Annotated in this window: 24 protein-coding genes and 1 pseudogene; 12 read left to right on the top strand and 13 right to left on the bottom strand. The window is 58.2% G+C overall.

Annotation, left to right across the window (positions count from 1 at the left end):
* On the top strand, positions 1 to 312 hold a 312-nt coding region (locus M3436_09695), incomplete at its 5' end, for a hypothetical protein (GenBank protein ID MDQ3564391.1).
* A 151-nt stretch (positions 313 to 463) separates the two neighbouring features.
* Here the strand turns inward: M3436_09695 and M3436_09690 are convergent.
* The 4 genes from M3436_09690 to M3436_09675 all read right to left on the bottom strand — a co-directional run bounded on the left by M3436_09690 (position 464) and on the right by M3436_09675 (position 2391).
* Positions 464 to 676 carry a type II toxin-antitoxin system HicA family toxin gene (locus M3436_09690; GenBank protein MDQ3564390.1) on the bottom strand — a complete coding sequence of 71 codons (213 nt, stop codon included), beginning with the start codon at positions 674 to 676 and terminating at the stop codon, positions 464 to 466.
* Positions 677 to 679: 3 nt separating this feature from the next.
* Positions 680 to 877 carry a type II toxin-antitoxin system HicB family antitoxin gene (locus tag M3436_09685; protein MDQ3564389.1) on the bottom strand — a complete coding sequence of 66 codons (198 nt, stop codon included), beginning with the start codon at positions 875 to 877 and terminating at the stop codon, positions 680 to 682.
* A gap of 56 nt (positions 878 to 933) precedes the next feature.
* A complete protein-coding gene (locus tag M3436_09680) occupies positions 934 to 1341 on the bottom strand; it encodes a YajD family HNH nuclease (GenBank protein MDQ3564388.1) in 408 nt (135 codons plus the stop codon).
* 105 nt (positions 1342 to 1446) lie between these two features.
* Positions 1447 to 2391 (bottom strand): alpha/beta fold hydrolase, encoded by a 945-nt coding sequence (locus tag M3436_09675; GenBank protein ID MDQ3564387.1) that lies wholly within the window; start codon positions 2389 to 2391, stop codon positions 1447 to 1449.
* Positions 2392 to 2484: 93 nt separating this feature from the next.
* On the opposite strand from M3436_09675, the gene M3436_09670 reads away from it, so the two are divergent.
* The 4 genes from M3436_09670 (at position 2485) to thrC (ending at position 7689) form a co-directional block, all read left to right on the top strand.
* Positions 2485 to 3570 carry a lysophospholipase gene (locus M3436_09670; protein MDQ3564386.1) on the top strand — a complete coding sequence of 362 codons (1086 nt, stop codon included), beginning with the start codon at positions 2485 to 2487 and terminating at the stop codon, positions 3568 to 3570.
* Positions 3571 to 3738: 168 nt separating this feature from the next.
* Entirely contained in the window at positions 3739 to 4950 is a 1212-nt protein-coding gene (gene alaC / locus M3436_09665; GenBank protein MDQ3564385.1) for an alanine transaminase, read from the top strand.
* Between the two features lie 195 nt (positions 4951 to 5145).
* A complete protein-coding gene (locus M3436_09660; GenBank protein ID MDQ3564384.1) occupies positions 5146 to 6456 on the top strand; it encodes a homoserine dehydrogenase in 1311 nt (436 codons plus the stop codon).
* 162 nt (positions 6457 to 6618) lie between these two features.
* A complete protein-coding gene (gene thrC / locus M3436_09655; protein MDQ3564383.1) occupies positions 6619 to 7689 on the top strand; it encodes a threonine synthase in 1071 nt (356 codons plus the stop codon).
* 13 nt (positions 7690 to 7702) lie between these two features.
* Here thrC and rlmKL read toward each other — a convergent pair whose 3' ends face one another.
* Complete coding sequence (rlmKL, locus tag M3436_09650; GenBank protein MDQ3564382.1) at positions 7703 to 10000, bottom strand: bifunctional 23S rRNA (guanine(2069)-N(7))-methyltransferase RlmK/23S rRNA (guanine(2445)-N(2))-methyltransferase RlmL; 2298 nt, start codon at positions 9998 to 10000, stop codon at positions 7703 to 7705.
* Positions 10001 to 10658: 658 nt separating this feature from the next.
* On the opposite strand from rlmKL, the gene M3436_09645 reads away from it, so the two are divergent.
* Positions 10659 to 11255, top strand: coding sequence for a transposase (locus tag M3436_09645; GenBank protein MDQ3564381.1), 597 nt, complete (start codon positions 10659 to 10661; stop codon positions 11253 to 11255).
* Positions 11256 to 11280: 25 nt separating this feature from the next.
* Here M3436_09645 and M3436_09640 read toward each other — a convergent pair whose 3' ends face one another.
* Together M3436_09640 and M3436_09635 are read right to left on the bottom strand one after the other, a co-directional pair.
* Positions 11281 to 12516, bottom strand: a complete 1236-nt coding sequence (locus tag M3436_09640) for a class I SAM-dependent methyltransferase (protein MDQ3564380.1) — start codon at positions 12514 to 12516, stop codon at positions 11281 to 11283.
* Between the two features lie 440 nt (positions 12517 to 12956).
* On the bottom strand, positions 12957 to 13502 hold the full coding sequence (locus tag M3436_09635; protein MDQ3564379.1) for a polysaccharide export protein: 546 nt from the start codon (positions 13500 to 13502) through the stop codon (positions 12957 to 12959).
* Between the two features lie 212 nt (positions 13503 to 13714).
* On the opposite strand from M3436_09635, the gene M3436_09630 reads away from it, so the two are divergent.
* Positions 13715 to 13939, top strand: a complete 225-nt coding sequence (locus M3436_09630) for a hypothetical protein (GenBank protein MDQ3564378.1) — start codon at positions 13715 to 13717, stop codon at positions 13937 to 13939.
* Between the two features lie 81 nt (positions 13940 to 14020).
* On the opposite strand, the gene M3436_09625 is transcribed toward M3436_09630, so the two are convergent.
* The 5 genes and pseudogenes from M3436_09625 to M3436_09605 form a co-directional block, all read right to left on the bottom strand.
* Positions 14021 to 15226 (bottom strand): outer membrane beta-barrel protein, encoded by a 1206-nt coding sequence (locus M3436_09625; protein MDQ3564377.1) that lies wholly within the window; start codon positions 15224 to 15226, stop codon positions 14021 to 14023.
* A gap of 247 nt (positions 15227 to 15473) precedes the next feature.
* A pseudogene (locus M3436_09620) lies at positions 15474 to 15575 on the bottom strand (glycosyl transferase, group 1 family protein).
* Positions 15576 to 15958: 383 nt separating this feature from the next.
* Positions 15959 to 17290 (bottom strand): DUF4910 domain-containing protein, encoded by a 1332-nt coding sequence (locus M3436_09615; protein MDQ3564376.1) that lies wholly within the window; start codon positions 17288 to 17290, stop codon positions 15959 to 15961.
* Positions 17291 to 17511: 221 nt separating this feature from the next.
* Entirely contained in the window at positions 17512 to 18558 is a 1047-nt protein-coding gene (locus M3436_09610; protein MDQ3564375.1) for an NAD(P)-dependent oxidoreductase, read from the bottom strand.
* Positions 18555 to 19652 (bottom strand): Gfo/Idh/MocA family oxidoreductase, encoded by a 1098-nt coding sequence (locus M3436_09605; protein ID MDQ3564374.1) that lies wholly within the window; start codon positions 19650 to 19652, stop codon positions 18555 to 18557. The genes M3436_09610 and M3436_09605 overlap by 4 nt, the downstream gene beginning before the upstream one ends.
* 256 nt (positions 19653 to 19908) lie before the next feature.
* On the opposite strand from M3436_09605, the gene M3436_09600 reads away from it, so the two are divergent.
* Genes M3436_09600 through M3436_09590 form a run of 3 tightly spaced genes read left to right on the top strand, consistent with a single transcriptional unit; the run spans position 19909 to position 21923 of the window.
* Positions 19909 to 20721 (top strand): oligosaccharide flippase family protein, encoded by an 813-nt coding sequence (locus M3436_09600; GenBank protein MDQ3564373.1) that lies wholly within the window; start codon positions 19909 to 19911, stop codon positions 20719 to 20721.
* Between the two features lie 28 nt (positions 20722 to 20749).
* Positions 20750 to 21064, top strand: a complete 315-nt coding sequence (locus M3436_09595; GenBank protein MDQ3564372.1) for a polysaccharide biosynthesis C-terminal domain-containing protein — start codon at positions 20750 to 20752, stop codon at positions 21062 to 21064.
* 1 nt (position 21065) lies between these two features.
* Entirely contained in the window at positions 21066 to 21923 is an 858-nt protein-coding gene (locus M3436_09590) for a sulfotransferase domain-containing protein (GenBank protein MDQ3564371.1), read from the top strand.
* Positions 21924 to 22576: 653 nt separating this feature from the next.
* Here M3436_09590 and pyrF read toward each other — a convergent pair.
* Entirely contained in the window at positions 22577 to 23299 is a 723-nt protein-coding gene (gene pyrF, locus M3436_09585; GenBank protein ID MDQ3564370.1) for an orotidine-5'-phosphate decarboxylase, read from the bottom strand.
* 205 nt (positions 23300 to 23504) lie between these two features.
* Here pyrF and M3436_09580 point away from each other — a divergent pair, with 205 nt between their 5' ends.
* On the top strand, positions 23505 to 23657 hold the full coding sequence (locus tag M3436_09580; GenBank protein MDQ3564369.1) for a hypothetical protein: 153 nt from the start codon (positions 23505 to 23507) through the stop codon (positions 23655 to 23657).
* A complete protein-coding gene (locus M3436_09575) occupies positions 23657 to 23884 on the top strand; it encodes a hypothetical protein (protein MDQ3564368.1) in 228 nt (75 codons plus the stop codon). Before M3436_09580 ends, M3436_09575 begins: the two co-directional genes overlap by 1 nt.
* Positions 23885 to 24039 lie beyond the last annotated feature (155 nt).

Here is a 24039-nt window from a genome sequence, read left to right as displayed (position 1 = left end):
CTAACCCACGGATGCGATCACACCATTGACGCTTCGGTCTTCGGCGGCGCGGTCTTCCCACCTTACCGCAAATCCGCCCACCGTGTTTCTTCCAAACGCCTTCCGTCACGGGCGGTTATTCAGCTAATCCGTCATTCCCGCGCAAGCGGGAATCCAGGCTTTTTACTCTGCTACTGGATGCCAGCTTTCCATCCTCGGGGCGCCAAGCAGGGCCGCCTTCGGCCCCGGCCAGCTTCGCTGGCGCTCGGGTACTCGCCCCTGGCCCTGGCTTTCGCTGGCATGACGGGAACATTATTGGGAACGTTTAACTGAGACGCAATTCCGGCTCGCGTCCGCTGCGCGGACTTGGCCGGTGTGACGGGTCTGTGTTCTGCGGCGTGTTTCTGTGACACTCCACAAGTGCATCACGGGAAGCACCGCGGATACACTCGTCGTGCAGAAGTTCCGGTTTGGGCGGCCGGGCCTAGAGCAACTTACGGAATTGCTCGACAGAGAGTCCAGCGTCGCGCGCAAGACCGCCCATGGTGAAGGCATTGATCGGATTGTGACGAGGAACGGTGAGAATGCGTTGGCCATTCGTCATCACAATATGCTTGCCCTGGCGTGCAATCCAGAAACCCGCCTTCTCAAAGGCACGCACTGCATCCAGGTGGTTGACGCCAGCAACTTTGGGCAAACGCTAGACCGTGATCTCGACTTCGCGGACCTCTTCGCCACGGAGCTGTTCCTCGACGACAGTTAGGTACTCGCGAATGGCTTCACGGATATTGTCCAAGGCTTCCTGCTCCGAGGGTCCTTGCGACCAGCAGCCGGGCAGTCCAGGCACAGAGACGCTGTAGCCTTCGTCAGATTCGTGAATTGCGATCTTGTACTTCATTTGAACCTCCGAAAGTAGTATAGCTCTCTCGCATTTCGGATGCCCAGCTAACGATTTCAACGCTCGCGTTTTAATTTGGCTTTAAGGTCGCTAAAGGGCTTGTAAGTGCCGGGCGTTTGCGGTTCGGTGCCCAGAGTCATTCCCTCGCCGAGAACCGCGTCCGTGTATCTGGCGTGCTCGTTGTCGTGGCAGTAGCGGCACAAAAGCTCCCAATTGCTGCCGTCCGGCGGGTTGTTGTCGTGGTTATGGTCTCTGTGATGGACGGTGAGGTCATGCACGGTTTCGGGGGCAAAGCCGCGCCCGCAGCGTGTACAAACCCAGGGGTAAAGGCGCAACGCTTGTTCACGGTACCCCTGGAGCCGCTGATCGTGCTCGTCGCGGGCTCGGGTTACGATTTCGTTGAGTTTTTTTTGGTTAAGGGTGCCGCGCACGGGCCGCGGCGGCCGGGAATGTGTCGTTGCCATACGCCCTCGCTTGAATTGAATATTTTCATAACTATAGCCGATGGAAGCGGTTTGGATCGCTTCGCAGGTCGCGGGCGCACGCGGCCTTCGCGCCCGAATCTCCCGTTATCCGTCCGCGAGCGGTTGCTTACATCGGTTGCTTAGCCAGTTGATAACGATGTGAGCCAAAGCGATACGCCGGCTCGAAAACACATGATCGGTATCCAGCGTCTCTACCGTAAGATCTCCATGCCCGCTATCGCGTAGCGCCTCGACCAGGGGTCCGTGATGTTGATCGAGGGGAAGGATGGTGTCGCCTTCAGCTCCGATGAGTAACAGGGATTTACCTGCCAGCTTGGGGACGAGCCTGCGTAGATCATATTTGGGCGCGTGCGCCATCCAGCGCGCGACCGCGGCTTGACCAGCGTCGCCGACGATGGCGTTCGCATCGTCGATGTAATAGGCGAGTTGCGAGGCGAACTCGGCGCTTTGTTGGGCCAACTCGCCGAACTTGCCGAGATTGGCGCCGGCGAGCGAAGCTCCGCAGCGGAGCCGCGGATCGCCAGCCAAAACCTCGAGAGAGACATACCCGCCCATGCTGTGACCGATGACGGCAAGGCGATCCGGATCCGTGCGGTACTTCCGGATGAATTCCGGTGATCTCATAAAGCCAGCCGCGGCGTGAGTATCCGCAATGGCGTGGTCTATCGAAAACCGCCCTTCGCTGCCCCAGGAGCCGCGATAGTGAAAAAAGAGCAGGTTCCAGCCGGCGCGGCGGATCGCATGGGCCAGATCCAGGTTTCTCTCGTTGCCCGGATAACCATGCAACAAGATGACGGCCGGATGCGGACCCGGGCCCTGCGCGACATAAACGATGCCACTGAGCTTGGCGCCCTGGCTACGGATCACGACCGGTTCCATCGCCGGGGGATAGGCCGGGTCGACGGTCGCGGGATCCATGAACACGGGATTGAGTTCCGTGCGCGGGGCGGATGTTTGGCACCCGGCCCCGGCGACAATGCTTAGTGTGAACGCGAGGAGCGCGTTCCGATAGCGATACGCGTGGCGCATTGGGTTTGCGTGGTGAAAGTTTATTGTTCAAGGAAATATATCTTCTATAAAATTAAGCCGCAATGAGTCTGTTAGGAACGGGTGCTTTCCACCATGACGACACCTGCCGCCTGGAGCGCGGGCTTTTCCGCGACCGAAGTTGAATCTGCTGGCAAGGTGCTCCGGATCGCCTCTTTGGCCGGGGCCGCGCTGTTCGCGGCGCTCGCACTTATCGCTTGCGGCGCGCCTGGGCGGTTGCCGGTCCTGCCTCAAACGGCGCAGCCGATGTTGGAGCCGATGCACGCGGTAATGCCGGATGGAGTCTTTTTGCCATCGCAGGCTTGGGTGCCGCCCGGTCCGGTGGTGGCCGTGGTGCTCGCTCTGCACGGGTTCAACGAATATAGCCATACTTTCACGGCCGTGGGTCCTTACCTCGCCTTGCGCGGTATCCTCACCTATGCATACGACCAGCGCGGTTTCGGCGCCACCGCGCGTCCCGGGATCTGGGCAGGCAGCGAGCGCCTCGTCGCGGATGTGCATGAGCTTACGCGCTTGCTGAGGCGGCGCCATCCGGGTGTTCCGGTTTACCTTTTGGGCGAAAGCATGGGCGGGGTTGTCGCGATGGCGGCTCTGACGCGGCCGGACCCCCCGGAGGTCGATGGTGTGGTGCTGGTAGCGCCGGCGGTGTGGGGGCGCCGTTTATGGAATCCGTTTGTGCGGGCGACGCTGTGGGTGATGGCGAATACCTTTCCGGGTCTTACCGTCACCGGCCGGGGTCTCAAACGTCGCCCCTCGGATAACGATGCCATGCGGGCGAACCTGTCCCGCGACCCGCTGGTCATCAAGGCGACACGGTTTGACTCCATCGCCGGGCTGAGCGATCTCATGGATGAGGCTCTGGCGGCGCTTCCCCGCCTCAGGCATCCGTCGTTGATCTTGTACGGCGCCCACGATCAAATCATTCCGAGGTCCTGCTTCGAGCGCTTTGTCGAGGGGCAAGCGGCGGCGCACGATTGGCGGCTTGCATGGTATCCTCAGGGTTACCATATGTTGACCCGGGATCTGCACGCCTCGGTGGTGCTCAAGGATATCGCGAGTTGGATCCTAAACCGGGCGGGCGCGCTGCCCTCGGGGCACGAGTGGTTCCCATCCAAAGCGAGTAGGCCACTTCTGACAGGCGCGGCGCCGGCCATGCGCTGACAGAGCCGAATGATCGATCCCGCGTTTGACAGCACGCTGGCAGATAGGTAACGTCGTTGTCGCGATTAGCCTTCCGGTTCGTCGAGTTGAAGACGCGGATTTACGCGTACTATTAGGATCAACCGTTAAGGCTTTGTTCAGATACTGGAGTTTTCCGAGGCAAGGTCTTTGGATACGAGATTTCCTAGAATCGAGCGGTTACCCCCGTATGTGTTTAGCACCGTCCAGGAGCTCAAGATGGCGGCGCGCCATCGGGGCGAGGACATCATCGATTTCGGGATGGGAAACCCGGACCAGGCCACGCCGCAACATATCATCGATAAGTTGGTCGAAGCCGCCCAGCGTGACGATACCCATCGCTACTCGACGTCGCGCGGGATCCCGCGTCTGCGCAAGGCGATCTGCGATTGGTATAAACGCCGCTACGATGTTGACCTGGACCCGGAAACGGAGGCCATCGTGACCATCGGTTCCAAGGAAGGATTGGCGCATCTATCCATGGCCATCGTCGATGAGGACGATACGGTACTGGTGCCGAATCCCGCCTATCCGATCCATCCCTTTGGCTTTGTCATCGCAGGCGCCGGTGTGCGGCATGTACCCATCGGACCGGGGATCGATTTCTTCGCGGAATTGCAGAAGGCTATCCGCGACTGTTGGCCGAAACCGAAGCTGCTGGTCCTCAACTTCCCGAGCAATCCGACCACCCAATGCGTGGAGCTGCCGTTTTTCGAGCACGTCATCGCCATCGCGCGCGAGCACGGAATTTGGGTCATTCAAGACCTCGCCTACGCGGACTTGGTTTTCGATGGTTATAAGGCGCCTTCCATCTTGCAAGTGCCGGGCGCCAAGGACATCGCGGTGGAGTTCTTTTCGCTCTCCAAGAGCTATAACATGCCGGGTTGGCGCGTAGGTTTCATGGTGGGTAATCCCCTCTTGGTGAAGGCATTGGCCCGGCTCAAGTCGTATTTGGACTATGGGACTTTCACCCCGATTCAAGTAGCTGCTATCGCGGCCCTGGAAGGGCCGCAGGACTGTCTTACCGAGATCAGGCGCATGTACTGGCGCCGCCGCGATGCGCTCTGTGAGGGGCTCAACGCCGCCGGCTGGAGCGTCGAGAAACCGCGCGGAACCATGTTCGTTTGGGCGCCGATTCCGGAACCTTATCGGAGCTTGGGTTCCTTGGAGTTTTCCAAGAAACTTCTCTTGGAAGCCAAGGTGGCGGTCTCGCCCGGGATCGGTTTTGGCGAGTACGGCGATCAGTACGTACGCTTCGCGCTCATCGAGAACGAGCACCGGACCCGGCAAGCGATCCGGGGGGTCCGTGAGATATTGCGCAAGGGCGACGCGATGCCGGTGCGTTCAGTCCATGGCTTGTAGCTTTATGGCCAGCTGGTCACGCTGGAACCACGTACCAACAGGCTGCTTAAAAACGTCGCGAGCGAAGACAGAACGCGGCGCGAGCGGCCGAGAAACCGGAGTTTACACGGCAGTAAATGAAGATTTCGAGGACGCGAGCAACAAAGCTATGTCGAGCACAGCAGTTTTTCAGCAGCCTGTTAAGGTGTGCAGGACTTGAATCCGGTGCAAGTCGGGCTCCTCGGGCTCGGCACCGTGGGCGGCGGAACCGTCCAGGTCTTGCGCCGCAACCGGGATGAAATCACCCGCCGCGCCGGACGGGCAATTGAAGTCACCCGCGCGGCCGCGCGCGACCTCGATAAACCCCGCGGCCTGCCTCTCGATGAAATTGCAATTACCAGCGATCCTCTGACGGTCGTTAACGATCCCGAGATCCGGATCGTGGTCGAATTGATCGGCGGCGTGGAGCCGGCCCGTACCCTGGTGCTCAAGGCCATCGCGAACGGCAAGCACGTGGTAACGGCGAACAAAGCCTTGATCGCAATCCACGGTAACGAAGTGTTCCAAGCCGCCCAGGAGCGAGGCGTGATGGTGGCCTTCGAGGCCGCCGTGGGCGGCGGAATACCGATCATCAAGGCGATCCGCGAAGGGCTGGCCGGGAACCGCATCGAGTGGCTCGCCGGGATCATCAACGGGACCGGGAATTTCATCCTCACCGAGATGCTGGATAAAGGCCGTGATTTCGAGACCGTGCTGCGCGAGGCGCAACGCCTCGGCTACGCCGAGTCAGATCCGGCCTTTGACGTCGAGGGCATCGACGCCGCGCACAAACTCACGATCCTGGCCGCGATCGCCTTCGGCATCCCCCTGCAGTTCGACAAGGTGTATACGGAGGGGATTAGCCAAATCACGCAGGCTGACATTGATTACGCGCAACAACTGGGTTACCGGATCAAACACCTCGGGATCGCGCGCGATGCCGGAGACGCCATCGAGCTTCGGGTGCACCCGACCTTGGTGCCGCGGCGGCAACTGCTTGCCAATGTCATGGGGGTGATGAACGCGGTGCTGATCAAGGGGGATGCCGTCGGCCAGACCTTGTATTACGGGGCCGGCGCCGGCGCCGAGCCGACGGCCTCGGCAGTGGTGGCCGATCTCGTGGACGTGGTGCGTACGCTCACCTCCGATCCGGAGAACCGCGTACCGCATCTGGCTTTTCAACCGGCCGCCCTGTCGAACCGCTGCGTGGCTCCCATGGACGCTGTCGCCACGGCCTATTACTTGCGCATGCACGCGGTGGATCAGCCCGGCGTCTTGGCGGACATCACCCGCATCTTTGGTGATCTTCGGATCAGTATCGAAGCGATCCTGCAGAAGGAGCCGGTGCCGGGCGAACCGCATGTCCCCATCATTTTCCTAACGCACCGGGTACGGGAGCGCTCCATGAACGCGGCCATCGAGCGCATCGAAGCCTTGGAGTCGGTTACAGGCCGGGTGACGCGCATTCGCCTGGAGACGTTCGCGTAAGGAAGCTCTGCAAAAGTGTTGCGAGCAAGCCCAGATGCGCGAAGCCGCGGAGCGAGCGACGAGACATATCAGGTAGATAGGCGAGCGACTAGCGAGCACGCGACAAAGCAGATGGGCTGCGCAGTAACTTTTGCAGCGCTTCCTTAAATTTGGACACAAGCCATGACGCCGTATACCGGACTCATAGACCGTTACCGCCAGCGCTTGCCGGTCAGCGAGGCTGTGCGCATCATCAGCCTCGGCGAGGGGAACACGCCGCTCATTCGCCTGCTGAATATTCCCGAGCTCATCGAGCGCGACGTCAGTCTGTATGTAAAATACGAGGGCCTGAATCCGACCGGTTCTTTCAAAGACCGGGGGATGACCGTGGCGGTCACCAAGGCGGTGGAGGAGGGCAGCCACGCGGTGATCTGCGCCTCGACGGGAAACACCTCCGCTTCCGCGGCGGCCTATGCCGCCCGTGCGGGGATCGCGGCGTTTGTGTTGATCCCCGAAGGCAAGATCGGGCTCGGAAAGCTCGCGCAGGCCATGATGGCGGGTGCGATCGTGTTGCAGATCCGGGGAAACTTTGATGCCGGGATGCGGCTGGTCAAGGAGGTCGCCGCGCGGGCGCCGGTGACCATCGTCAATTCCATCAATCCTTATCGATTGCAGGGACAGAAAACCGCGGCGTTCGAGATCATCGAAGCGCTCGGACGGGCGCCGGATTTCCACTGCATACCGGTCGGTAACGCCGGTAACATCACCGCCCACTGGATGGGCTATAAGGAATATGCCCGCGATGGCCTCGCGAATACCTTACCGCGGATGTGCGGCTACCAAGCGAGCGGCGCCGCGCCGTTTTTACGCGGACATGCCGTCGATGATCCGGAAACGGTGGCGACCGCCATCCGCATCGGACACCCGCAATCTTGGGACCCGGCTTGGGAAGCGAATAAGGATTCCCAGGGATGGTTTGATGAGTTGAGCGATGAGGAGATCCTAGCGGCCCAAAAGCTCCTCGCGGAGAGGGAGGGCATCTTCTGCGAACCCGCTTCGGCGGCCTCGGTCGGCGGAGCCTTACGCGATCTCGCGAGCGCTAAGATCCCCGCCGGGAGCCTGGTCGTTTGCACACTCACGGGCCATGGCCTCAAGGATCCCGACATCGCGATCCGGCAAAGCAGCGCTCGGCGCGTGAATGTCGATGCCACGCTTGCCGCGGTGGAGCGGGCGATTATGGACAATATGGCCTAATTCCGCTTCCATTTCATTCGTATAACTTTGTCGCCTTCCTCGCTCGCTCCTCGCCTACCATCTCGGTATGTCTCGTCGCTCGCTCGTCGGCTTCGCGTTCTACTTTTGAACTGGAACCGGAATAAGTGGATACGTCTACCCCCGATTGACGCGACAGCTTCCAGCAGCGGTGGACGTGCGGCCGCCGGGCGAAGTCCAGGGGAATCGTGTCCCGGGTGATGTCTTCGATGTTGATCCCGGGTAAGGAAACCCGCAGCTTGAAATGCTTGCTGTTGGTCGAGAAGAGCAGCACGCCGTCGGCGCTCAGAAGCTCGAGCGTATCCTTGATCAGCGCCTCGTGATCGCGCTGGACGTCGAAGGTTCCGGCCATGCGCTTCGAGTTAGAGAAGGTCGGCGGGTCGAGGAAGATGAGACCGTAACGTTGGCTTGCTTTGCATTGTACCGCCTCCTGTATCCATTCCAGGCAGTCCGTCTGAATAAACGCATGCGGACCCGTATCGATTCGATTCAAGGCGAAATTGCGCCGCGCCCACTCGAGGTAGGTGTGCGAAAGATCGACGGTCGTCGTGCTCGTGGCGCCCCCCAAGGCCGCATACACACTGGCGGCGCCCGTATATCCGAACAGGTTCAAAAAATGCCGCCCGGCCGCCAGGGTTTTGACGAGGGCGCGCGTGCCGCGATGATCGAGAAAAAGGCCGGTGTCAATATAGTCCGTGAAATTCACGGCGAAGCGATGGCTACCCTCATTGACGGTCACGAAGCGTCCTTCCTTGGCGAACTTCGTATACTGCGCCCGGTCTTTTTGCCGCTGGCGTAGCTTGAAAAACACCCGGTTCGCAGGTACGCTGGCGAGATTGGGAATCACGGCGAGGGCGGCATCCCGCCGCGCCGCCGCTTTGAGCGCGTCGACGGTGGGCGGGGGTGCGTACTCCTGCACATAAACCCAAGACTCCTCGCCCCCGTAGAAGTCAATCGCTAAGGCGTACTCGGGTAAGTCGGCGTCATAGAGCCGGTAGCATTCGACACCCGATTGCCGCGCCCAGCGGGCCAGGGAGCGCATATTCTTGCGGAGACGATTCGCGAACATCTCGACGCTCTGCGCCGGCAGGCTTGCCGGGCGCTCTTTGATATCCGGTAGCTCGATTGGGGGAGCGGCTGCGCGCGCGGAACAGTGAAACAACGTCAAGGAGCACTCGAGGCCGCCGTTGTACAGCGGAGTGGTTCTGCTTGCATCCATCCGTAGCCGGTAGAGAAGCTTGGTGTTCTCCGTGAATATCGCCGCGTCCCAGCCCGAAAAATTGCGTTTGAGCGTGTCGCCGATCTCGGCATAGAGCCGCGGCAGCTCGCTATCGCCTCCGACTCTGCGTCCGTACGGCGGGTTAACCACGATCAATCCAGGCGTCGGCGCTTTGGGCGGGGCCGCTTGCAGTTCTTGCCGTGTGATTTGAATAAAGCCGGCTATGCCCGCGCGCTCGGCGTTCTTGCGCGCGGATGAGACCGCACGCGGGTCGCGGTCGAACCCGGCGATCGGCGGGATGTTCTTGATGCCTTCCTGTTTGCGAGCCTGCGCCTCGTCCTGCAGCCGCTCCCAAAGCGCCTGATCGTGCCCGCGCCAAGCGAGAAACCCGAAATACCCGCGGATGAGCCCCGGTGCGATGTCCGCGGCGATGAGGGCCGCCTCGATCGGAAGGGTGCCCGAGCCGCACATCAAATCCATGAGCGGTTGGCCCTCGGTCGCGCGCTGGGGCCAATCCGCGAGCAACAGGATCGCGGCGGCGAGGTTCTCTTTTAACGGCGCCAGCATGGCGTCGTCCCGGTAGCCCCGCCGGTGCAGACTCTCGCCGGAGAGATCAATGCTTACCGTGGCCTCGTTCTTATATAGGTAAACGTTGACTCGTAGATCGGGCCGATTCATCGCGACCGTCGGCCTTGATCCGAAGAGATCGCGGAATTGGTCGACGATCGCATCTTTGACCTTGAGCGCTCCGAAATGCGAGTGGGTGAGGAACGAATCGGCGCTATTCAGATCGACAGCAAACGTGTTGTCAAGACCAAAGTGTTCGTGCCAGGCGATCGCGCGCACGCCGTCGTACAGCGCTTCGGGATCGGAGGCCGGAAAGTGGCCGAGCCGTAGGATGACCCGCGATGCTACGCGCGACCAAAGGCAAGCGCGGTAGCCGGCTTCAAGCGTGCCAGCGAATGCCACGCCCGCCGATTGAACGCGGATCTTAGTGGCGCCGAGCGCTGTCAGCTCCCGTGCCAGAAGAGCTTCCGTCCCTTTCGGTGTGCTCGCGAAAAAACGTAGGATCAATCCAGTTCTCTTGCGTTGGATCATTCAGCGATAGACTCAACGATTGCACATTACTGCGCATTCTAATGTAGCAAGTTCGGAAGGAGCGCGGCGGTTTCCGCGGAATCCGGTATGGCGATCCACTATCATTTCTAGGATCCCGCCGCTTGTGGGGCTTCATCCGGGTTACGATTTCTAGAGCAACAGGAAATACATGTCACCAAGACCGGCCGCGCGAGCGGCCGAGGGCTGCGATGATGTAACGTCAATTTGAATTTTCCAAAGGCGAGCGCGGGAATTTCTAATAGCCGGGCACGGCCTTCAAGCTGCCGGTGTACCTCGATGAGGAGGTGCACACCTATTTCATCTTTTCAGTTGCATAAATTCTGCGGTTAAGCGGTGGGAAATGGCGTCGGACACAGGGTTTCAGTGAGTTTTGTGCTTTTTGCTGGATCTCACCGCTGGTGAAACCAGCTCTTCAGAACGATATATGGTGCCGAGCAGGAGGCCGAGCTCACCGCTTTGGCGTGCGGCGGCTCACGGAAGAGATGCGCAAGCGCCCCGGGCTGGAAGGAGTCAGCCGCGAAACGGTACGGGCGGCTTTTAAAAAAACCTCCTTAAACCCTGGCGCAAAGTGATGTGGTGCATTGGCCGAATCACCGAGGAATACCGACAGCGGATGTACGATCTGCTCGCGCTGTATGCGCGGCCTTACGATCGCCGCGAACCCGTCATCTGCGTGGACGAGAAGAGCAAGCAACTTCTGGAGCACACCCGCCCGGTACTGCCGGGCGGGTGTGGTGTCTTGCTCAAGGAGGATTACGAGTACCGCCGCGCCGGAACCTGCAACCTCTTCGTTGCCGTCGAACCGCAAGGTGGCCAGCGCCAGGTCCAGGTGACCGCGCAACGCACCAAGCACGATTTCTGGTTGATACGGTGTATGCCACCGCCCGCCGCGTCCATCTGGTTCTCGACAACCTCACCCATTTCCGCAGGATCTATTGTCGAAGTCCTGAGTGCCCGGCAGGCCAAAGCCTTTCTGCGGAGGGTTGAGTTCCACTACACACCCAAGCACGCCAGTTGGCTGAACATGGCCGAAATCGAGATCGGAATTCTCGATCGCCAGTGCATCGGTAGGCGCATCGCCCATGCCGCCGCCTTGGCGGCGGACGTCGCGGCGTGGCAACAACGTCGCAACGCCGAACGACAACGGATCGAATGGCGCTTCACCCGCCCTGATGCTGATCGAAAACTGGGCCGGCGTTATGTTGCGTAAGTAACGTGTCTAACTACTAGATTACCTATGAGTATATCCGCACCTTTGGAATCGGTGTCACGAATGAGCACCGCCATTCGCGCACGTGCGTCATTTTACTCATGATTTCATCACGGAGATTCCACGCAAGTAGCAGCAGATAATCGGGTTTGGTTTCATTGATCTTGTCGGGATGATAGATCGGGATATGTGTCCCTGGTAAGTAACGTCCTTGCTTGTAGGGACTTCTGTCCACTACATAATCGATAAAATCAGAACGGATGCCGCAGTAGTTTAAAAGTGTGTTGCCCTTGGCCGGTGCGCTATAGGCCACGATCGATTTACCGTCCTCTTTGGCATTGATCAAAAAGCGGAGCAGATCACGCTTGGTCGCCTTTACCTGCTCGGTGAATGCAAGATATGGATCGAGCGACGTGAGTCTAGCGTTGTCCTCACGCTCTAATAGACTCGTGACTCTTGAGCTCGTAGATTTAGCCTCATCTCCTGTGTGCCGCGCGTAAACCCTGAGCGAGCCACCATGGGTGAGGAGCTCCTCGACATCGAAGATGGTCAGGCCGTGGTGCGCGAAGACCTTGTTTACCGTGATAAATGAGAAGTAAGAAAAGTGCTCGTGATAGATGGTATCAAACTGCTGCTCTTCCATCAGGCGCAACAAATGAGGGAACTCCATCGTGACTACGCCTTTGTGTCTAAGCAGGATCTTTAATCCTTCCACGAAGTCGTTTAGAGCCGGTACATGCGCAAGGACGTTATTGCCGATGATCAGATCGGCACGCATCCCGCCTGCCACGAGTTCTTTAGCTGCCGCCGTACCGAAAAATTTTACCAGTGTGGAGATACCTTTCTCGACCGCGCGCGATGCTACGTTGGCGGCGGGTTCTATGCCGAGCACCGGGATCCCGCTGGCAACAAAAAACTGAAGAAGATAGCCATCATTGCTCGCAATCTCGACCACCTGGCTGTGCTGATTCAAGCTTAGGCGTTCCACGATCATTTCAACGTAATTCTTCGCATGCTGTACCCAAGAATCGGAGAAAGAAGAGAAATAAACATAGTCGCTGAAAATATGCATCGGGGTCTCGAACTCCTCTAGCTGGACCAAGAAGCATTGCTCGCATACGAAGGCGTGCAGCGGATAGAAGGGTTCGATCTGGTTGAGCCGATCAGGGTCGACGTTTGAGTTTGCAAAAGGAGACATACCTAGATCGGCAAAGCTGTGTTTCAAGCGGGCACCGCAGAAGCGACACTTCTTTTGATTCATATTCGTTTTGACAGCACTTGACGATATCTATGTTTTTTAGATTCTTCTCGATTACCAACTGAGAGGTTGTGAATAAATCGTTCTGAGCAGCCCCGAGCGCCAGGAGCCGCGGAGCGAGCGACGAGACATACCAACGAGATTTTTATCCACGGGTACCGGTTCGCTTTAAGCTCGTCAACGCCAGTCAATTTCCGGCATTATTGAGGCGTTTTGCAACACCGCCCGCTTCCTCGGAGGGTTTCATTGAGCCTCTGTCCCTAGTTCCGTTAGTAGGTTTACAGCCTTTCTTGCGATAGAGTTGAGGCTTTCCAGGATTGATGTCATCGACAAGAGGCCCGAGATGAAATCCGCAGGCGCGACCGACGCCTCAAACCCTGGAACGGGATAACCAACGTCCGTGAGACACGACGGAAATTGCTAAAGCAGACGATACCGGCTTTTTAAAAGTACCGTTCGGTAACTTCGATTACATCCCCCGGCAACACCGGTGTGTTTTGATCCGCCGATTGTTTGGTTTTTCCTTTATCCGTGGATCGAGTAATATAGACATCATCGGTATCTGCACGGTAGGTAAAACCGCCGGCCAAAGCAACTGCGGTCACTACCGTCATATCATTCACATAAGGATAGCTACCGGGCTTTTGTACCTCTCCAAGAATGAAGAACGGGCGGTTATCAATGACCTCAACGCTAACACGTGGATTTTTAATGTAATCTGGCGATAGCTTGGCCACAATGGACCTCTCCAGCTCTTGTACCGTGAGGCCACTCGCCTTAACGGACTGGATAAGCGGCAATGCTAGGTTTCCTGTGCTGTCTATATTCGATTCTCCCGAAAGGTTCTCGTGTCCAAACACGGTCACCTTTACTTTGTCACCCGTCCCTAAACGGTAACCCTTTTGGTCACCTTGGGCGCTTGCAACAGCGACTGACAAGACCAAGACCATTATTAACGTGATAAACCTAAAGAACTGATGATTAACCATGGATGCGACCTCTTGTTCCGACAGCGTTCGTCATTATTTAATAGCTAACCGGGATAATGTCAAACGTTGCCTTGGGGCATGAATATGACGCTACAACCGCGCTTGCTAAGTACCAGCACGATCAGTCGATGGTTGTCATGCACCCTCTGTGCCAACATGACTGAGACATCTTTCTCCGTGTAAATTAATGTTGAGGTGCGGGGAGGATTAACATGAGTCGATTTAGAAGCCTAGCGACACCGGACCCCGAGGTGGCGGAGAAGGCCGTGCGCAGGAAGTTCACTGCCGAGTATAAGCGCTCGATCCTCGAGCATCCGATGCCGGTCGGGATGAAGGAGCGATCGGTGCGCTGCTACGCCGGGAGGGGTGGATCAACCCGCCGGCGACCGAACATAAGCAACACTAAATTCTTTGGAAAGATGTCTCAAAGTCGTTGACAAGGTCCGGCAGTTCCGCCGCAAAGCCGGCTTCCGGGCTAATAGCGCGCGCGAGTTCGCCGCTGGTGACTTGCATGAAGCCTAAAGTTTTACCTTCAGTGTCAGCGTCGCCGTATTTTGCGAGTAGTCATTAAAATCAGAGCTCCGATCCCTGTAGCCATAACCGATTGATAGGTCCAGGTAACGATTCATCAAGTACGTAGCCCCTACGGTGGCCAGCAGACTGTCGTCTGTACGATCGATATCGTTGAAATCTTCTTGAATACCGAAGAGGCTCGCTTGCAGCAGCAAATTCCTAAGTAGTTCGTGGTCTACGATAAAGCCATAGCGGGTGCGAAAGTATCCGGCTGCAGGCGTTCCTCCAACCGTTGTATTAAAGGTCGTGTCTTCAATCGTACGTTCCACTCTGCCGGTAATCGTCGTCAGGGTGGTGACATTCCAATAGATGGATGCGCCTCCTGTTATGCCATCGATCGTTCCGAAGCGTGGGTCGTCGTAGAATTGAGAACGATAACCAACGTGGACTTCTCCGGTAGTCACGCCGGTAAGCGCAAGCTCCGCTCCTAAGGCGACTTCGTAACCATCTGAACTTCGTAGACGATCGCTTAGCGGATCAAACTCTATGTCGTAGGAGCGGTTGTTATAGCTACCCAGCAGAAAAGCGGAGTAACCTGGCCTGAGCTCATAGGCGGCGCGGAGCGTACCGATGGCGTCAGTGCGGTCACGCACATCTTGACGGATCGTTGACCCGTCATCAGCGGTGATATTGTCATAGTCGTACTGGGCTCCTGTACCCTCGAGTCTGACGGACAAGCGATTGAACCTGTGGTTATAGCCGCCGGTTATCGTATAGAGGTCATATTCGCCCTGATTTCTCCCCTGTGGATCGTCCGGGTCCCCACGATTTTGATGAAGATGGGAATATAAAGCGTTTACGAACAGCGATTGGTTGCGGGTAATGTCTAGGCGTCCGTCCGTTCCAAAAGCATAATCTTCAAAGTCCTCATCCCCGTTGTCGGCATATTTGGCGATATTCGCATCCGCTCTAAAGTTTAAAGCGTGATTGTTCCAGTCCGACCTCGCCTTAACACCCGGACTGATAAAGGTAATGAAATCGTCTTTTTCCTCCCGGCGCGCTAAGATGTTGTCGTTGTACTGCTCGCTTACGGCAAGTGATGGATATATCAGGAATCCGGCTGCCCGAATTCCGAGTGGATCCAGCTCTGGCCGCTGGCGCGACGTGACTGTCTCGCCGTAGCCTACCTGCTGTCCTTGTGCGGCTGGCATAAGCAGCAACATTAGCCAACAAGACATAACGCGTGTACTAATTTTCATTAGAGACCCCCCTATTGTTAAACCGTAGATGGGCACAACTTTGTGCAAATCCTTGTACAAACACGGGGCAGGAGTATGCCCATTGTCCGTCTTGTTGAGGAAATGCGCCTTTGGTCTGACACCATCATAAACCAGCGGCGGTATTTGTAACTCTCTCGCCGCGACCTCATGGTTTTATTCCTAGCGGACTGCTCGTTTTGAACATAGCAGCGTTGGGGAACATCATCAATAGCTGTTCCAACACCCGCTCGGAACCAGAATAATCAACCAACCATTCATGAACAATCGTAACTTTCAGCATAAGAATAAGGATAAAGGATATAAAATAAGGATACAAAATTCAAGGCATTTTTAATGACTCCAGGCACCGAGATTATACATCCGCCCACAACGAACCACCCGGCTTTAGCACTTCTGCCGATCAGAACTTTGAAGTGGTTAGATTCGGTTTAATAACGATAAGCACCAGCATATGACAGCACTCAGCTTATGATCAGTGGGGCCAGGATCGGGAGGTTGGCGGTGGCTAACCGTGTGTCAATGCCACTTGCTTTACTCCGCTTACGAATAGGAACATGACACCCGAGGCGAGTGCGATGGGCAGGATTTGTACCACGAAATCCATTGCTCGCAAAGGCAATATCATTCTGTAACGGAGCAAACGAACATCGAAGATCAGCCCGGCTATATCCGCGGACGCTCCTCGAGCAGTTCGTGAGCCAGCAGGGCATCGGCTGTTTCCCTGAGCACTTGGAACGCAATGCCGGATCGCTCGGCAATGTCCAGGAGCGAGTGCTGGCCATCAGACAGGTTCAAAACCCAGAGGAACGCCATTTGCCTGGTCCCGGCGTCTTTGTGCCCCCCAATAGCCTTGTACAAACCCCTCTTGCCGAGTTGGGGCTCGCATTTTGGGTTCCGGTTCACATAGGTCTTATTGTGCTCCAGGGCTTCGAAGACCGATAGGCAGGTGGCGTAGGACTGAGCCAAGCGCTGCGGCCGGACGAAGTCCAGATTGTCCGCAGAGGTGTGATATTCCGGAAACTGTCCGTGCTGCGAACGCATCAAGCAACCCACCGCCAGGTTGAACCCCGGTGAACAAAACTGACGTTCATCATACCCATAGGGATAGAAATCGATCACCTGGTAGCCTTGCCCGGAATGCTCCAGAATGTGGGCCACCGTCCGGTCGATCTCGGCATTGGCGCGCCGGGTTTTCTTGTATGTGAATCCGCCTTCGTCGCCGACACAGGTAAGCACCAAGCCATGCTTGATCCTGGGCGCTTGCTGTTCGTTTCTGGCGAGCCAGGTGATCGAGCCGATGGTGCCCGGAATAAATAGAAACCGGTACGAGTACCAGTGAGGCGCCTGGCTCATCGCGCACGCCAGGTAAATCGCAACGGCTATCCCCGAGAGATTATCGTTACAGAGCGAGGGATGGCATATATGGCAGGATATGAGTATCTCATCAGCACTCTCTCCAGGTACATAACATTCGCCATAGCTCAGAGACCCCGCCGCGAGCGTGGCATCGATACAGACTTCGTACTCCTCGTCCAGCATCTGGGCGAGTTGATTGTGCGTCAGACAAAAGCCCCAGGTGTCGTTGTAGTAGGAGGTTCTATAGGGGATCCAATCCGGCCGATCCGGCAGCGTAAAAAGGTGCGGCTTTAGGTCATCGAGGCGGAGCCGCTTCTTCACCGGCATGCTGTAGCTGACCACGTGGAGATTACACCGACCGAAATCGACGATGCGCCGGCCTTGTGAGTCTTTTATATAGGCGTCCCGGATGTTCCACTCCCGAGGCACCGTCCAGTCGAAGACAACCGTCCCCGTGGGTACCTCGTGGACGTCCAGGGGGATCATCCGCTTGATGATATCGAGTGTCTCGCGGACGCCATCGCCCGTGATGCTCCGGCAGATCGGATATAACTCGGACACCAGGCAGTGCATCTCTTGGCCGAGCGTCTCTAGCGTCTCGGTGGGGTTTTGGTGGATCGGCATCGGCTTCTCTTTCATGCCTGCGGTAACGTAGGTGTTCCGGCGAGGCGCATGGTTATAGCGAGAACCCGGCAGGGAGCCATCGGATAGACTTCTTTGGCCGCGAGAGAGGGAACCGCTGTACGCCGATATTAGCCACATTGCTGAGGAGTCCGCATGTAAGTATGCAATGATATCGTAAATCGCGCCCGCAATGCTCAGTTATAATGCCGCGGGTGTGCGGTGGCGCCAACGTCCGGCTATGTACGCCTCTTGCCGTAACTCGGGTCGGCCCTCAACTCTGTTTGTCGGAAAAACTCGAACGTGCGTTGCAACCCGTCCTGCGTGGACACTGACTGGCGCCAGCCGAGCGACTTCACGCGCTCATTATCGTAACGGCGCCCGACGTACAGGCTGCGCGTGCGGTACACGGTGAGGGCGGCCGGTAGCTGTCCACGCGACCAGCGGTGGTACCACTCGTTCGCCGCCGAAAGCAACAGCAGCAGTGGATAGGGCACAACCAGCGTGCGCAGGGAACGGACTTCGACGCGATAACGCCTGAGGTATTCACGGCAGGTACGGAGATCGTCATCGTGCAGGTTGAGGGTGAGCCCGACAGCCTGGGGCGCGGTGGCGGCGACCACGAGAGCATCGGCGCAGTTGTCCACGTAACTGAGTGGCAGCAGGTTGTTGCCACCCATGCTCAGAAAGAGTCCGGGCAGATTCAGGCCAATGCGAGCCGACAAGGGATCGTAGCCCCCCGGTCCGTAAACCACGCCGGGTCGCGCGACAACTAGATCGAAGCCGAGCCGAGCGGCGTATTCGCGGACGATCTCTTCCTGATGCAGCTTCGCGAGCGCATAGCCGTCGCGGCGCTCGGGATGGCTCTCGATAGGCGTCTCTTCGTTGACCAGCGCCCCCCGTGGCAGCCCTGCCGTGCCGTACACCGCAAACGAGCTGACCAGCACCAAACGTCGGCGCCGGCCGTCGCCCATCGCATCGAGCAGATTGCGGGTCGCGACGACCGTGTTCATATAGATGTTAGCCGCCCCGCCGCCCATCCCCGCGGCGCAATGGATGATGGCGTCGGCATCCACGACGAGCTTCGCGGAATCGGCCCTTGAGAGCAAATTGGCTACTATGACATCGGCGCGACCCGCCTGGGCACCCTCCAGCACGGTTTGCAAGCGGCTGACGTTGGAACCGGTCCTGACTTGGCAAATGAGCCCGTGCTCGGTGCGCGTCAGCATTGCCCGAACGGCCGCGCTGCCGACGAAACCCGTCGCCCCGGTGACCAGTACCCTCATCGGCGCCCCTCCAGGGCGAGACGCGTTTGCGCGAGCCTACCGATCAGGGCGTCCATGAGCCCGCTCACCCGCAGCATCTCCGCGTACGGGATCGGCGGCGCGGTATCGCGGCGGATGCAGTCGTAGAACGCCCGCAGCAGCCGCCGCATGCCTTCGAAGGCATGAAACTCGGCCCACAGGAACTGGCGCAGGTTCCCATACGCGCAACGCCGATAACCGCGGGCATGGGAAAACGCGGCTAGGAGCCGCCCCAGCGCGGCCGGTACGGTCTGTGCGGTTTCCACCACGACCGTGCGTTTCTGAAAGTCGACCTGTATCGTGTTCCGGGTCCCGTAGACGCGGAGAGTCTGGCCAGCCGGCTGCGCGTGGGAGCTGATCAAGCCGTAACCGGATACCCGCTCGCCCTGCATCAGAAACCGTAGCTCATCCATCACAGCGTCCGTGACCGCATCACCACTGGCCGGCCGGTGGCGGTGGTCGAACGCAGAGATCCGCGGATCGGCATCCGGCATGAACAGCGCGATTTTGTTGACGACATGGTCCAGGACGTTATGAAACAGTTTGCCGGGCAGATGATGCACCCAATGCTCGTTATCGCCGAGCAGAGCGCTGCCGAAGACACCGCTCAGATCGTAACCAAACACGCTTTCAACGTGCACGGGCTCGCCCAGCACGCCCTCCTCGACGAGCCGGCGTAGTGCCTCGCCCGGCGGATCGTAGTTGTACCAATAATTGATGCAGAGCTTGCGCGTGTGGTGCTCGGCGGCTGCAACGATCGCCTGGGCCGCCTTTAGGTTGAGCGCCAGGGGCTTCTCGACAAATACGTGGCAGCCCGCCTCCATTGCGATGCTCGCGAGCGCGGGGTGAGAGGCGGGCGGTGTCGTGATGTGCAGGACGTCGAGGCGCTGCTCGGCCAGCATGCGGCCGAGATCGGAATACATGGCCGGCAGCGAGTAGCGCACCGCCATCTGCCGTGCCATGAGCGGCTCAAGATCGCAGACGGCCACCACCTCGGCGCTGTCCAAGGCGTGGACCTGCTGGACATGGACATCGGCAAACTTGCCGCAACCCACGATGCCGACGCGAAGTTTCACTCGCTGTCTCTCCTCGGTTGTTTTTGCGACGGGGGATGATAATCTATCGACGGTGACCTTTCTACGTAATATCGCAGGCGCGATAGTTCGCCGTTCTCCACGTGCTTGGGACTTGCGTCGTGAGATTTCACTTAAGCCCCTGTCCAGAAAACGGGGCCCACCTCTACCGGCTATTTTGGGTGCAAGACACAGCCTCCGGGATTATCTGATTCGCGGGGCCGGTGGAAGTCTTGCCCTGAAACTCGTAGCATCCGTATTGGCTTTCATCGTCAGTATCCTTCTAGCGCGCCTGCTGGGGGCGGTGGGGTACGGCACCTATGCCTACGCCATCGCGCTGGTCAGCTTGTTAAGCGTACCGGCCACGCTGGGCCTGCCGCACTTGATCATTCGTTACATCGCGGCCTACCAGAGCCGCTCGGTTTGGGCCTTAATGCGCGGCCTGTTACTACAGGCAAATCAAGCGGTCCTGCTTATCTCATGGGGACTGGTGCTGCTGGCGGCGGTCATCGGCTGGGCGCTGGCCGACCGCCTCCCGCCCGAAGGGCTGGCGACTTTCTGGCTGGCCCTGGTTCTGTTGCCCTTAGTGGCTCTAAATGCCCTGCGCACAGCAACCCTGCGCGGACTCGGCTATGTGCTGCTGGGACAACTGCCTGAAGCGCTGATCAAACCTGGCCTATTCATCCTGCTAGCTGGGGGCAGCTATTTGTTGGTGGGCGCTGGCCGGTTTACCGCTGCCTGGGCTATGGGGATGCAGGTGGCCGCTAGTGCCGCTGCTTTTTTGGTGGGCGCGGTGTGGTTAGTCAAGCGGCTGCCGAAGGCGGTTAAGCAAACCTCGCCAACCTACGAAACCCGGGCGTGGATAAAAAGCGCCCTTCCTCTGCTGGCGCTGGGTAGCCTGCAGGCGATTAACCATGAGACGGCCATCCTCATGGTGGGAGCCATGCAAGGCGCGAAAGCTGCCGGCGTATATCAGGTGGCCACGCGAGGGGCTGAGCTAGTCTCGTTTGTCTTGGTCGCCGCCAATATAGCGCTAGGCCCAGTCGTTTCCAGCCTCTACACTTGCGGGTGAGCTACAGCGCTTACAGCGCATTGTCACCATGAGCGCCCGTGTTGTTCTATTAGTTTCTCTGCCTGTAGCCCTGAGCATGATCATTTTCGGCCGATGGATCCTGCTGACGGTGTTTGGCTTAGAGTTTGTCTCTGGAGCAACGGCACTGGCTATTCTCAGTGCAGCGCAAATCGTTAACGCTGCGATGGGCTCTGTAGGGTTGCTCCTGATCATGACCGGTCATGAGCGCGATACCGCTACAGGTGTGGGCATAGCCGCCGCGGTCAATGTGACACTGAACGTCCTCCTGATCCCTGTGTGGGGATTGAAGGGGCGGCAATTGCAACCGCGATCAGCCTGGTAACATGGAACATCCTGCTGGCGGTGTGGGTCTACAGGCGGCTTGGCATTTATACCACCGCTGCGGGGAGCTTAGGTTTCAGGAATACCCAGTGAGAAAGCCAGACTTTTTCATTGTCGGAGCGCCGAAGTGTGGAACAACAGCCATGCAGCATTACTTGAGCCAGCATCCAGATATTTTTTTGCCAAAAAAGGAGATGGATTTCTTTGGCAGTGACCAGCGGTTTACACGTCCCAGGTGCACCATTGAGCAATACCTGGCGCACTTTGATACTCCCGAGGCGAAGACGCGGAGGCGAGTAGGCGAGAAATCAGTGTTCTATTTGTATTCAAAGCGCGCGGCTTACGAGATTCGGGATTTCGCTGGTGCCACAGATATAATTATTATGCTTAGAAATCCAGTAGATATGCTTTACTCTCTGCATAGTCATATGCTACGCACTGAAGGAGAAGAGATCGAGGATTTTAGGGCAGCCCTTGAGGATGAGAGCATAAGAAAACAAAGAGCCAGGAATAATGAGTTGATAATCAGTGGCCTCTTTTATATGGAGATTGGCAAGTATACAGATCAGGTTAAGCGCTATTTTGACAGGTTTGGGCGGGAGACAGTACACATCATCATTTATGACGACCTCAAGCAAGATGCGGCATCTGTCTATCGAGAGACGCTGCGCTTTTTGAATATAGACGACCGCTTCCAACCCACGTTTAAGATCGTGAATCCAAACAAACAGGTGCGTAGCAAGACCTTCGAAAGCTTGTTGTGGACCTTGAAGAGCAACCCCTTTGGCTCGATCGCTCGCCAGGGCAACGGTACCCCGACCTTTGCGTCACGAAGTTCTTCAAAGACTGGGGCAGCTTAACACCAAATATGTGTCACGTCCTGCGATGGATCCAGAGCTGAGGGTCGAACTTCAGCGTAAGTTCCAGCCCGAGGTGCAACGCTTGAGTGAGCTGCTTGGCCGGGATTTAGCCCATTGGTGTGGGTGAGAGGCTCTGGAACGCGGTGATTACCCTCATCGATGCCCCTCCGGGGCGAGACGCGTTTGCGCGAGCGTGCCGATCAGGGCGTCCACGAGCCCGCTCACCCACAGCATCTTCGCGTGCGGGATCGGCGGGCGCGGTATCGCGGCGGATGCAGTCGTAGCGCCGCATGAGGGCGTCCCTTACGGCGCATTACGCCAAAGCTAATGCGCCCTACGCGAGCTAGAGGACGAGCTCGATCGCTTGCGGCGCCTGGACGACGCCGAATTCGCCACTCGGTGATTAAGTTTCGCAGTGCAACCGCGCGCCTCCCCCTCGCGATCGCCATCGTGCAGGTGGCACTCGATCGCGTTTTGATCGCAGCAGATCGACCCCACGATTGGCTGGCTCTGGTCAGTGGCGCTCGAGAGACCAATACGTCGCGGTGCGCACCGGCCTCCTCGTCTGCTTTAACTGTCCCTCGCCGCCACAGCGCTAGGCTGAAACTGGACGCGCAAGAGGGCTAGTATCGCCCAGGGCGCTCGGGCAATTGCTATGCCCGCGCGAACAACGCCCCGATCCGTGACTGAAACGCCTCAGCCGCAGCCCGCGGGTCCGGTGCGTCGCGGATATGCCGGCCGACGACGATATAGTCCGCGCCGTTTCGGAAAGCCTCTTCAACATCCACGGTTCGCTTTTGGTCATCGGTATTTGCCACCGGCCGAATTCCGGGCGTCACGATGAGGAACTGTTCTCCGAGGGATTCGCGGAGCGCCGGGGCTTCGAGGCCCGAGGAAATCACGCCGTCGCAACCCACGGCGAGCGCGCGCCTGGCGCGCGAGAGCACGAGCGTCTTAACGTCGCATGGGAACCCGAGGTCATTGATATCGTTTTCATCGAGGCTCGTCAACACGGTGACGGCCAGGATCTTTAGCCTCCCTTTCTCTTCGCACGCCGCTTTCAAGATGTCGTCATTCCCGTGGACCGTCGCGAAGGTCGCTTGGGATTTGGTGAGCTGCCGCACGGCGGATCTCACGGTTTCCGGTACGTCGAAGAACTTCAGGTCTACTATGACCTTTTTATTCTGATCAACGAGTGAGCGCACCATCTCCACGTAACCGCCGAACATGAAAAGCTCAAGACCGAGTTTGTAGAAATGCACGCTTTCACCAAGCGCGTTAACGACTGCCTGCGCTTGCTCGTTGCTAGGCACATCGAGCGCGAAGATAAGGCGCTCCTTTGTTGCGATAGGCTTTTTGGACAGAAAATCACCCATAACCCCTCCGCGTTTTTTTTGCTTGTGGATTGCATTATAACCCACGAGCCGCGGCTGAATCCCTGGCGCAAGCCTGGCACTAGCCTTCAGACGCAGGCCTCCGCTCCGTCTACGGCGACAGTGCGCTAGGCATTTGGCGGTTTCGGCCGCTAGTACTGCTCGTGGATCATTTGGGGGAAAATTCGTTGATCTTATCAGCTCCTTCGTGCGCACTACGTGCGGCGTCGGCCATCGCGGGTATCACGGCGGCCTTCTTCTTGGTGGCATCATCACGATGGTCGCGGCCTTGCGCGAGGCCGGCATGCTGAGCGAGGACCTGATCACCCATCCGATGCACGACGATCCGGAGGTGAACTAGTGCTGGTCCGACTAACCCCGCTCGAGATCGGTCGCGCGATGCGGTGGTCCGGTGCCGCCGGGATCGTCGCCGGGTTTTTGTGCGCGGCGCTCTGTCGGCTCGCCGAAGTCGGTCCCTTAGCCGAGTTTGTATTAACGGTCTGTACCAGCTATGCCGTTGCGACTTTGCTAATGCACCGCGCGAAGCGCCGCGCGGCGTGGCGCAAAGGGAATTCGCTAGAAGCATGAGGCCTGGTATTCTTCGCCGCGCCCTCAAGGAAGCGACCGACAACACCCCGCGTACTCAGTGCCCGCGGTTTGCGCCGGCCTGCTCGTCTGCTTTAATTCTCCCTCGCCACCACAGCGCTAGGCTGGAACTGGACGCGCTCTTGGGCGAGTGGCGG

This window comes from Pseudomonadota bacterium (genome assembly GCA_030859565.1).
Classification (GTDB): Bacteria; Pseudomonadota; Gammaproteobacteria; order JACCXJ01; family JACCXJ01; genus USCg-Taylor.
Note: the sequence above shows the minus strand (reverse complement) of the source record. Positions and strands in the feature narration are given on the sequence as shown.

Excerpts from the sequence above, each read along its gene's own strand:
- M3436_09595 (MDQ3564372.1), top strand. The coding sequence starts at position 20,750 with ATGAGCGCCCGTGTTGTTCTATTAGTTTCTCTGCCTGTAGCCCTGAGC.
- M3436_09640 (MDQ3564380.1), bottom strand. The coding sequence starts at position 12,516 with ATGAATCAAAAGAAGTGTCGCTTCTGCGGTGCCCGCTTGAAACACAGC.
- pyrF (MDQ3564370.1), bottom strand. The coding sequence starts at position 23,299 with ATGGGTGATTTTCTGTCCAAAAAGCCTATCGCAACAAAGGAGCGCCTT.
- M3436_09625 (MDQ3564377.1), bottom strand. The coding sequence starts at position 15,226 with ATGCCAGCCGCACAAGGACAGCAGGTAGGCTACGGCGAGACAGTCACG.
- M3436_09590 (MDQ3564371.1), top strand. The coding sequence starts at position 21,066 with ATGGAACATCCTGCTGGCGGTGTGGGTCTACAGGCGGCTTGGCATTTA.
- M3436_09675 (MDQ3564387.1), bottom strand. The coding sequence starts at position 2,391 with ATGCGCCACGCGTATCGCTATCGGAACGCGCTCCTCGCGTTCACACTA.
- M3436_09685 (MDQ3564389.1), bottom strand. The coding sequence starts at position 877 with ATGAAGTACAAGATCGCAATTCACGAATCTGACGAAGGCTACAGCGTC.
- M3436_09635 (MDQ3564379.1), bottom strand. The coding sequence starts at position 13,502 with ATGGTTAATCATCAGTTCTTTAGGTTTATCACGTTAATAATGGTCTTG.
- M3436_09610 (MDQ3564375.1), bottom strand. The coding sequence starts at position 18,558 with ATGAGGGTACTGGTCACCGGGGCGACGGGTTTCGTCGGCAGCGCGGCC.
- M3436_09680 (MDQ3564388.1), bottom strand. The coding sequence starts at position 1,341 with ATGGCAACGACACATTCCCGGCCGCCGCGGCCCGTGCGCGGCACCCTT.
- M3436_09615 (MDQ3564376.1), bottom strand. The coding sequence starts at position 17,290 with ATGAAAGAGAAGCCGATGCCGATCCACCAAAACCCCACCGAGACGCTA.
- M3436_09645 (MDQ3564381.1), top strand. The coding sequence starts at position 10,659 with ATGTACGATCTGCTCGCGCTGTATGCGCGGCCTTACGATCGCCGCGAA.
- thrC (MDQ3564383.1), top strand. The coding sequence starts at position 6,619 with ATGACGCCGTATACCGGACTCATAGACCGTTACCGCCAGCGCTTGCCG.
- M3436_09630 (MDQ3564378.1), top strand. The coding sequence starts at position 13,715 with ATGAGTCGATTTAGAAGCCTAGCGACACCGGACCCCGAGGTGGCGGAG.
- M3436_09670 (MDQ3564386.1), top strand. The coding sequence starts at position 2,485 with ATGACGACACCTGCCGCCTGGAGCGCGGGCTTTTCCGCGACCGAAGTT.